The 9,414-nt window shown below is 75.1% G+C and carries 11 protein-coding genes; 7 read left to right on the top strand and 4 right to left on the bottom strand.

Going from position 1 to position 9,414, the window contains the following annotated elements:
- The coding region (locus tag WHI96_RS15890) for an ISL3 family transposase (RefSeq protein WP_349302400.1) at positions 1-710 on the top strand (710 nt) is incomplete at its 5' end.
- A 57-nt stretch (positions 711-767) separates the two neighbouring features.
- Here WHI96_RS15890 and WHI96_RS15885 read toward each other — a convergent pair.
- Positions 768-2,405 (bottom strand): CocE/NonD family hydrolase, encoded by a 1,638-nt coding sequence (locus WHI96_RS15885; protein WP_345651877.1) that lies wholly within the window; start codon positions 2,403-2,405, stop codon positions 768-770.
- 91 nt (positions 2,406-2,496) lie between these two features.
- Here WHI96_RS15885 and WHI96_RS15880 point away from each other — a divergent pair, with 91 nt between their 5' ends.
- Complete coding sequence (locus WHI96_RS15880; protein ID WP_345651880.1) at positions 2,497-3,663, top strand: GNAT family N-acetyltransferase; 1,167 nt, start codon at positions 2,497-2,499, stop codon at positions 3,661-3,663.
- A gap of 19 nt (positions 3,664-3,682) precedes the next feature.
- Entirely contained in the window at positions 3,683-3,892 is a 210-nt protein-coding gene (locus tag WHI96_RS15875; protein ID WP_202417011.1) for an FDXHR family putative zinc-binding protein, read from the top strand.
- A gap of 65 nt (positions 3,893-3,957) precedes the next feature.
- On the opposite strand, the gene WHI96_RS15870 is transcribed toward WHI96_RS15875, so the two are convergent.
- Entirely contained in the window at positions 3,958-4,221 is a 264-nt protein-coding gene (locus tag WHI96_RS15870) for a hypothetical protein (protein ID WP_345651883.1), read from the bottom strand.
- 97 nt (positions 4,222-4,318) lie between these two features.
- Complete coding sequence (locus tag WHI96_RS15865) at positions 4,319-5,305, bottom strand: patatin-like phospholipase family protein (RefSeq protein ID WP_345651885.1); 987 nt, start codon at positions 5,303-5,305, stop codon at positions 4,319-4,321.
- A gap of 191 nt (positions 5,306-5,496) precedes the next feature.
- Between WHI96_RS15865 and WHI96_RS15860 the strand changes: the two genes are divergently transcribed.
- From WHI96_RS15860 to WHI96_RS15850, 3 genes are all read left to right on the top strand, one after another.
- Positions 5,497-6,297 (top strand): class I SAM-dependent methyltransferase, encoded by an 801-nt coding sequence (locus WHI96_RS15860; protein WP_345651887.1) that lies wholly within the window; start codon positions 5,497-5,499, stop codon positions 6,295-6,297.
- A 217-nt stretch (positions 6,298-6,514) separates the two neighbouring features.
- Entirely contained in the window at positions 6,515-7,765 is a 1,251-nt protein-coding gene (locus WHI96_RS15855; protein WP_345651890.1) for a serine hydrolase domain-containing protein, read from the top strand.
- Positions 7,762-8,166, top strand: coding sequence for a phage holin family protein (locus tag WHI96_RS15850; protein WP_226353867.1), 405 nt, complete (start codon positions 7,762-7,764; stop codon positions 8,164-8,166). Before WHI96_RS15855 ends, WHI96_RS15850 begins: the two co-directional genes overlap by 4 nt.
- Positions 8,167-8,182: 16 nt before the next feature.
- On the opposite strand, the gene tenA is transcribed toward WHI96_RS15850, so the two are convergent.
- Positions 8,183-8,851, bottom strand: coding sequence for a thiaminase II (gene tenA, locus WHI96_RS15845; RefSeq protein ID WP_345651895.1), 669 nt, complete (start codon positions 8,849-8,851; stop codon positions 8,183-8,185).
- A gap of 212 nt (positions 8,852-9,063) precedes the next feature.
- Between tenA and WHI96_RS15840 the strand changes: the two genes are divergently transcribed.
- Positions 9,064-9,294 (top strand): hypothetical protein, encoded by a 231-nt coding sequence (locus tag WHI96_RS15840; RefSeq protein WP_345651898.1) that lies wholly within the window; start codon positions 9,064-9,066, stop codon positions 9,292-9,294.
- Positions 9,295-9,414: the final 120 nt, after the last annotated feature.

Raw genomic sequence — 9,414 nt, 5'->3', positions numbered from 1 at the left:
GCCACGGCCGTGCGCGGCTGCTCGACCTGGTCCCGGGCCGCTCGGCGGCGGCCCTGAAGACCTGGCTCGACGCCCGCGACCCGGCCTTCCGCGACGGGGTCCGGGTCGTGGCGATGGACGGTTTCGGCGGCTACAAGAACGCCGCCACCGACGCGTTGCCCGATGCGGTCACGGTGATGGACCCGTTCCACGTCGTCGCCCTGGCCGGGCACAAGCTCGACCTGTGTCGCCAACGTGTCCAGCACGACACCCTCGGCCACCGAGGCCGCACCGGTGACCCGCTCTACCGGGCACGGCGGACCCTGCGGACCCGCCTCGGACTGCTCACCGACCGCCAACGCACCCGGCTTGAGGCGGTCTTCGCCGCCGACGAGCACGTCGCGGTCGAGGTCACCTGGTGGGCCTACCAGCAGATCATCGCCGCCTACGCCGACCAGGACCGCCGACGCGGCAAAGCATTGCTCAGCGGCGTGATCGACCGGCTACGCACCGGGCTACCGCCCGGGCTCGACGAGCTCACCACACTCGGCCGAACCTTGCACCGGCGCCGCGTCGACATCCTGGCCTACTTCTCCCATCGCGCCTCGAACGGCCCCACCGAGGCCATCAACGGCCGACTCGAAGCCCTCCGCCGCAACGCCATGGGCTTCCGCAACCTGATCAATTATCGGATCCGGTCGCTACTGCACTGCGGAGCGCTCGCACTCTAAATCCGGAAGAGCCGCATTTCCGGGGGCAGCCGGAAAGGCGAATGGTGGCCCCGGAGATCAGGGGTGGTGCGGCAACACCACGTGCGAGGGGTGCTCGGAATCGTGCAGGATCTCGTAGGAGATCCGTTCCCCGTCGACCGCGGTCGACGTCCGCTCACCGGTTCCCGGGTTGCGGGCGAAGCGCGGGAACGCCGCCCCGGCGACCTGCACCCGGAGCCGGTGCCCGGCCCGCACGCGGTACCCGGTCGGGCTCAGCGTCATCCGGACGACCGTCGTGCCGTCCGGGGCGGTGGCCTCGCGGTCGGGCACCAGCCGGTGCATCGCGTCGGTGACGTTCATCGAGGTCCCGTCGGGGCCGACGTCGCACAGGCGTACGAACACGTCGCCGATCCCGGTCCCGGTCCGCACGTAGACCACGGCCGACACCGGACCGAGCAGGTCCAGGTCGGACTCCAGCGGCGGGCCGGTCCAGACGCGCACGTCGTCGCGGATCTCGACGGCGCGGTTGTCCCGCTGCTTGGACGGCGGCTGGAGCATCGGGCCCCCGACCGTCGGTGTCGGGTCGGCGGGGTCGTAGACGAACCGTGACGGCGGGGGCGTCCCGGCCGGCCGGTCCGGGCCCAGCCCGCCGTCGGCGTCGAGGTACCACTCGGTCGGGCGGGCCTCCGGCGGCGGCCAGCACGGCAGGTCGGTCCAGCGGTCGGCGTGCTGCACGTACACCCGGACCGGCGCGCGCTCGTCGTGCTCGCCGCCGTGCAGGTGCACGCCCAGCCAGTGGACCATCTCGTGGGCGATGGTCGACAGCGAGCCGCGGTCGCCGTGGGTCCACGGGCCGATCGTGATCCGCGCCGTCGCCCCGCCCCGCTGCAGTGCGGTGAAGTCCACCAGCTGACGGTCCAGGAACAGGTCCCACCAGCCGGTCACCATGCAGACCGGCGGCATCGCGGCGGCGTCGAAACCGTCGTGCTCGGCGGGCGCCCAGAACTCGCGCGGCTGCTCGGCGTGCTCGACGAAGTCGCGCCAGAACACCACCGGCGCCCCGGTCAGCGCGACGTCCGCGGCCTGCAGCGGCTGGGAGGTCACCGCGCGGCGTTTGCGACGGCTGAGCACCGGCGTCGCGAGGAAGCCGGTGACCGCGCCGATGCGCTCCTGGCGGCCGATCTGGTTCACCCAGGACGCGAGGTTCAGCAGGCCGGGCGCGCCGCCCGGGTAGAAGGTGCTGGTGAACTCCGACGCGGTGATGTCGGCGTTCATCGAGCACAGCCCCGGGTCGGCGTAGGGGGCGACCGCCCACTGGGTGTGCCCGACGTAGCTGGGGCCGACCATCGAGACGCGGCCGTCGCACCATGCCTGCCCGCGCACCCAGGCGAGCGTGTCCAGACCGTCGGAGCTCTCGTGCAGGAACGGGCGGAACTGCCCGCCCGAACCGAAGGTGCCCCGGGTGGACTGCACCAGCACCTGGAACCCGCGGCGCGCCAGCAGTGAACCGATGATCGACCCGAGGCCGTCGCGGCCGTAGGGGGTGCGCATCAGCACCGTCGGACGCGACCGGAGCGGGCCGGGGGCCCGGTAGAGGTCGGCGAGCAGGACGACACCGTCGGAGAGCGGGACCCGCAGGTCACGCTCGCGCACGTACGGCTCGTCGGCACCGAAGCCCAGCCTGCGGTCGACCAGTCGCTCCGTGAGCGCGGCCATGACACCTCCCCCTCGTCCGCCCCCTGCGGACCGGTCCGATCGTAGGAGAACCCGGTTGCCCCGACCGGGCGTGGCCGGTGACGGTGTCGCCGTGACCGTCCCTCCCGTACTCACCGACGGGGTCGTGACCCTGCGCGCGCACACCGGATCCGATGTGCCCGGCATGCTCGAGGTGTACCGCGATCCCGTCGTGCACCGCTGGACCTCGCTCGACCCGACCTGCGGGGAACGTCGGGCGCGCGAGTGGATCGACCTCACCCGGCGGCAGTGGGCCACCGGCCGGCAGTACGTGTGGGCGGTGGAGGCCGCGTGCGACGGGCGGCCCCGGTACGCGGGCTCGATCGACCTGCGCCGCGACCCGGTGCCGTCGGTCGGCTACCTGCTCGCGCCGTGGGCGCGCGGCCGGGGGTACGCGAGCCGAGCGCTGCGGCTGGCCGCCGACCGGGGCTTCGACGTCGCCGGGTTCGCCGCGCTGCACTGGGACTGCAGGGCCGGGCACGTCGCGTCCTGGCGGGTGGCACACGCCTGCGGGTTCCGGTTCGAGGGTGTCCGCACCCGCGCGCTGCGGGCCGGTGACGACCTCGTCGACGCCTGGACCGCCGTGCTGCTGCCCGGCACGCCCGTCGCCGACCGGCCCCCGGCGACGACGTGGTGGCCGCACCCGGTGCTCGACGGCGACGGCGTCCGGCTCCGCCCGCCCACCGGGGCCGACCTCGTCCGCCACGTCGAGGCGTGCAACGACCCCGTCGCCCGCTGGTGGAGCGCCACCCTCCCGGTGCCCTACACCGACGACGACGCCCGTCGCTGGCTGCGCGACCACCCGCTGGAGCGCTCCCTGGGGTCCGGCGTCGGCTGGGTGATCGCCGACCCCGACGACGACCGCTACCTCGGCACCGTCTCGGTGTTCGGCACCGACCGGCCGTACACCCCGACCGGTGGCGAGGTCGGCTACCGCGCCCACCCCGACGCCCGCGGCCGCGGCGCGGTGTCCGCCGCGGTCCGCCGGGTCGTGCGGCACGCGTTCGCCCCGGTCGCCGACGGCGGGATGGGGCGGCACCGGCTGCAGCTCGGCGCCGCGGCGGACAACACCGCCAGCCGCCGCGTCGCCGAGCGCGCCGGGTTCCGGCTGTGGGGCCGCCCGCGGGCCGACGGTGTGCACGGCACGGAGAACGAGATCGTCGACGACGGGGTCTGGTACGACCTGCTCGCCACCGACCCGCTCCCGCCGCCCACCAGAACTGTCGGGGGTGCCCCGTAGCCTGCCCGCCGTGCGGATCATGCGGATGTCCTGTTGCGGTACCGAGTGGGTGGGACCGGACCGGGCGCACTGCTGCCGCCGGTTCGGGGGCTGCGGGGCCGTCTTCGACGACGCGCAGCTGTGGGACACCCACCGCCCCCGTGGGGTGTGCGTGACCGACCCGCGCGAGCTCGGCCTCGTCGCCACGCGCAACGGGATCTGGCAGCGGGCGCTCGACGCGGCGGGCTGACCCGACACACGCGGCGCTCGACGCGGCGGGCCGGCTCGACACGGCGGCCGGGGAGGGACCGGGGGTCAGGGCCGCCCGCGGGTGATGCCGCGGAACACCGCCTCGTCCCGGCCGGGGTTGCGGACCCGGACGAGGTTCAGCCCGGTGAACCACAGCACCGAACCGGCACCGAAGGTCCGGCTCCCGCCCGCGGCGCAGCACAGCTCGATCTGCCCGGCGTCGACCACGACGACGGCGCCCCGCCACTCGTCCTCCACGTGCGGGCGGACCTCACCGGGGGCGAGCACGACGGTGCGGGTCCGCGCCCGCGACGGCGCGTCGTCGCGCATGGGCCACCTCCCCCGGGTCCGGTGCGGGGCACGGTGCCCACACCAGCTCCGACCGTCCGGCCGCGCCGAAGTCATCGGCGCACGGGCGGGAGGGGTCTCAGGCCGCGGCGGCCGGGGCCGTCGCGGACAGCACGGTCTCGTAGCCGATCCGGGCCGCGGCGGCGACCCGCCCGGGGTCGGTGGACAGGCCGTGGACGCCGGCGGGGGAGTGCGGGCTCAGCGTCAGCAGGTGCACCCCGGCCCGGTCCGGGTGCGCGGCGTCGGCGAGCAGCGGCAGGCACTCGCCGTGCCGGGCGGCGTCCTGCGCCATCCGGCCCAGGCCCGGTGCGAGGCGGTCCAGCGAGCGGGCCCACAGCGGGGTGCGGGCGTCCGGCGGGGTGCCGGCGAGGTCGTCTGCGGTGCGCGTGAGCAGGGCCAGGACGTGCGTGGCGCCGTCGCGCAGGGCCCGCGCCACCGGGAGCGGGTCGCCGACCGAGCCGTCGATGAAGTCCTCGGCGTCCTCGCCCGTGCCGACCCGTACCGGGGGGCCCGCCAGCAGCGGGATCGCCGCCGTCGCCCGCATCGCGGCCCTCCACGTGGCGCCGTCGGGCAGCGCCGTCAGCACCCGCGGGCGCAGGTCGACCGCCCCGGTGACCACGACGTTCAGCGGGACCGGCGGGTCCACCAGCCGCGACCAGTCGGTGGGGAGGGAGTCGACGAGGATCCGGTCGAACAGGTGGTCCAGCGACACCACCGGGCGACGGGTGCCGAACCGGCGCGGGTCGATGAACTCGCGGCGGGCCATGTCCCGTTCGAACACCCGGGACACCTCGGCTCCGTGCCCCATGACCAGCGCCGTCCCGACGAACGCCCCGGCCGAGCTGCCCCACACCTCGTCGACGCCGGCGGCGAGCCCGAGGTCGGACAGCGCGTGCACCATCCCGGCCGCGTAGGAGCCGCGCATCCCGCCCCCGCCGACGACCAGCGCGATCCGTGCCCCGTCGGCGTGCCGGCCGGGGCGGCGCCCGGTGTCGCGGCGGCGCTCGAGCAGGCGCAGGACCTCGGCGTCGCCGTGCGCGGCGGAGGTCAGGAGGGTGGGGGGCACGCCCCCATCATGGAGGTCCGCGGCCCCGCTGCGTCGGCGCCCCGGTGGCCGGGGACCGCTCACGGGCCACCGACCGCGGGCCGTCCACCGCCCGGCGCCTCCCGGCTCGGGCATCTCGCCGCGCAACTAGTACGTTCGCGCGACCAGCGCCGACCCCTCGGCGGAGGCCCGCTGGAGGGGGGAAGGACACCGTGACGCAACGACGCCGTCCGCGGTTGCAGGCGCTCGAGGCGACGTCACTGCCCGCGGCACACGCCCGGGCCCGCGACGCACGTCGCCGCCGTCCGGTGGTCGGGGACCGCGCCGCCGCCGTCGTCGCGGACGACCTCGACCTGGGCTCGGCGCCCGGGCGTGCCGACACGCTCGCCACGCTGCTGCGGGTCGCCGTCCTCGACGAGTGGGTGCGCGGGTTCGCGCGCCGACACCCGGGCGGGACCGTCGTCGAGCTGGGGCCGGGGCTGGGTGACCGCGCGGGACGGCTCGGCGACGACGGCCCGGCGCACTGGGTCGACGTCGAGCTGCCCGGGGTGGCCGAGCTGCGCCGCGAGCTGCTGGCGGGCACGGCGCACCTGGTGGCCGGGTCCGCGCTCGACGAGGACTGGCTGGAGCTGGCCCGCGACCTGCCCGGCCCGCACCTGGTCGTCTCCGACCGGGTGCTGACGCTGCTGCCCGAGCAGGGCGTGCAGCGGATCGTGTTCACCGCCGCGCGGATGCTCCCCGGCGCCGAGCTCGTCACCGACCTGCTGTCCCGGGGCGCGGCCGGGCGGCTCGCCGCGGGCCCGCTGCGCGAGCTGGAGGTCGACTGGACCTGCGAGGACCCGCGTGAGCTGGAGCCGTGGGGGCTGCGCCTGGCCACCTCCTGCGACGCGGCGTCCCCGCCCGCCGAGGTCGCGGCCCGGCTGCCGCGGGCGTCGCGGGCACTGGCGGCGGCGCTGCGGGCGACCGCGCTGCGCGGCGAACGCCTGGCCCGCTACGAGATCGTGCCGGTCTGAGCCGCTCGCATCCGGGCCGCTCCGGCCCGGCCGCGCCGTGGCCCGCCCGGGCTCCCCGTTCGGACCGGCCACGACGCGTGGGCGGGCACCGGCCCCCGCCGGCGTCCGCGTGCCCCGCAGGGCACTCCCGGTAGTACGAGCGGACGCCCGCCGGGTGACGCGCCGGGCCGCAGGATCGTCAGAACTGTGGACGTGGCCCGCGGGTAGGGTCGTCACCGTGACCTCCCCGACCTTCGGCACGCTCGAGGCGGACCCGGCGGAGGTCGGCCTCGACCCCGTCCGGCTGGCCCGGATCGACAGCCACTTCCGCCGCTACGTCGACGACGGCCGCCTCGCCGGCGCGACGATCGCCGTCGCCCGGCACGACCGGCTCGCGCACCTGACCCACCTCGGCGTCCGCGACCTCGACTCCGCGGCCCCGGTCGCCGACGACACGCTGTGGCGCATCTACTCGATGACCAAGCCGATCACCTCCGTCGCGGTGCTGATGCTGGCCGAGCGGGGCGCACTGGAGCTCACCGACCCGGTGTCGCGTTACGTCCCGGCGTTCGCCGAGCAGCGCGTCTACCGCGGCGGCTCGGCGCTCAACCCGGGGACCGACGCGGCCGTCGAGCCGGTGCGGGTGCACCACCTGCTGACCCACACCGCGGGCCTGACCTACGGCTTCCACCACGCCCACCCCGTCGACGAGATGTACCGCTCCAAGGGCTTCGAGTTCGGCGCCCCGTCCGGGATGGACCTCGCGGCCGCGAGCGAGCACTTCGCGTCGTTCCCGCTGCTGTTCCAGCCGGGCACGGAGTGGAACTACTCGGTGGCCACCGACGTGCTCGGCCGGGTCGTCGAGGTCGCATCCGGGCGCCGGCTCGACGAGTTCCTCCGCGAGGAGATCACCGGCCCGCTCGGGATGACCGACACCGCGTTCTGGGTGCCGGAGGGGTCCGCGCAGGCCGGCAGGCTCGCGACGCTCTACAACGCCCGCCCCGGCGGCGGCCTGGTCGAGAACAAGGCGCTCGCCCGGTCCGCGACCCGCGAGCCCACCTTCCTCTCCGGCGGCGGGGGGCTGCTGTCCACCACCGGCGACTACCTGCGGTTCGCCCGGATGCTCGCCCGCGGCGGCGAGCTCGACGGCGCCCGCATCCTCGGCCCGCGCACCCTGGCCAGGGCCACCCGCAACCACCTGCCCGGCGGCGCCGACCTCGACACCGTCGGCCGGCCCATCTTCTCCGAGTCGGCGTTCGCCGGTGTCGGGTTCGGGCTCGGATTTTCCGTCGTCGTCGACGGGGCGGCGACGAAGGGCTTCGCCAACGAGGGCACCTTCGCCTGGGGCGGGCTGGCCTCCACCGCGTTCTGGGTGGACCCCGTCGACGACCTCGTGGTCGTCTTCATGACCCAGCTCGTCCCCTCCAGCACCTACCCGATCCGATCCCAGCTCCAGACGCTGGTCCAGCAGGCGGTGACCGACCGATGACCCCACCGAGCCCCGTACTCACCTTCACCATCCGCACGCTCGTCGTCGCCGCCTCGCTGTGGGTGGCGACGGTGTTGGTCGGCGGCATCCGGCTGGAGAGCGCCGGAACCTCCACCTCGATCCTCACGCTGATCGGCGTGGCCCTGGTGTTCGGCCTGGTCAACGCCGTGGTCAAGCCGATCGTGGCGACGCTGGGCTGCCCGCTCTACATCCTCACGCTGGGCCTGTTCGCGCTCGTGGTGAACGCGCTCATGTTCCTGCTGACGGGCTGGCTGTCGTCGGTGCTGAACCTGCCGTTCACCGTCGACGGGTTCTGGGCGGCGTTCTGGGGCGCGATCGTGGTCGGGATCGTGTCGTTCTTCCTGCACCTGGTGATCCCGGACCGGCTCGACAACCGCTGAGGTGATCCGGCCGGGCTCAGACCGGCCAGGTCTCCCGGCGGTACGCGCCGTCCCAGAACATCCACTCGTAGCGCGAGGTCGTCGTGAAGTGCTCGCGCATGCGGGCGAGCTCCGCCGGCGACGCGGCGGCGCCGACCCGGTCGGTCGCGTCCAGTACGGCCTCGACGACGGCGTGGTACTCCTCGCCCGCGTACATGTCGATCCAGCGCTGGTAGACCGGGTCGGGGGAGCCGGCGCCGACCAGGTGCTCGCCGACCCGGCCGTAGATCCAGTAGCAGGGCAGCACCGCGGCGACGCCCTCGGCGTAGGACCCGCCGTACGCGACGGCGAGCAGGTAGCTGACGTAGGCGCGGGTGGCCGGGGCGACCGGCAGCTCGCGGGCCTGCTCCGAGGTGAGGCCGAGCGCGCCGAGCAGGTCGGCGTGCAGCTCCCGCTCGGCGGCGATCGCGCCGGCGGCGTGCTCGGCGAACATGAGGGTGTCGTCGTCGGTCGGGGCCTTCGCCGCGCACACGGCGAGCGCCGTGGCGTAGCCGCGCAGGTAGTGCGCGTCCTGCACGATGTAGTGCCGGAACGTCTCGTGCGGCAGCGAGCCGTCGGTCAGCCCGGTGACGAACGGGTGGGCGAGGATCGCCCCGTACAGGGTGTCGACGTCGGACCAGAGCAGGTCCCGGGTGCGGTCGGCCATACGGCCACGGTATCCACCGGGACCGGGCCGGTCGTGTGATCGACCGCGCAACGTCGGTGTGACCGGCGGGGAACAGCCCGGTGACTCGGCGCCTGAGATCCTGCGCACGTCGTCCTGGCGCTCCGGCGTGGGGGTGTCACCATGGAACGCAGGCGAGCCACTCAGTGTGGAGGACGCGCCACGTCCAGTCCCCCTGACGTGGAGGTGAGGGTATGACCGACCCGCAACCCATGGATCACCACGAGAAGATGCGGATCCGCGCGGCCGCGTTCCGGGCGACCCGGATCTACCCCGGGCCGGTCGGCGAGCTGATCTCGCGCGAGCTGCTCGGCTGGGAGGACTTCGGCTACCGCCTCGGCGGGCACCGCATGGTCCAAGACCTGGTCGACCACGTCATGAAGGCGGTGCCGCCGGACCGGGCGGCGCGCTCCGACGCGGCCTGACCCCGCTCAGCGCAGGGTCGTCACGGCGACCTCGGCGGCCGCACCGGTCGGCGGGGTGCCGTCGGCGAGCCCTGCCAGCGCGGCGGACAGGACCAGCATGGCCGCGATCGTGGTGATGCT

Source organism: Pseudonocardia tropica (assembly GCF_040105315.1).
GTDB lineage: Bacteria > Actinomycetota > Actinomycetes > Mycobacteriales > Pseudonocardiaceae > Pseudonocardia > Pseudonocardia alni.
Note: the sequence above shows the minus strand (reverse complement) of the source record. Positions and strands in the feature narration are given on the sequence as shown.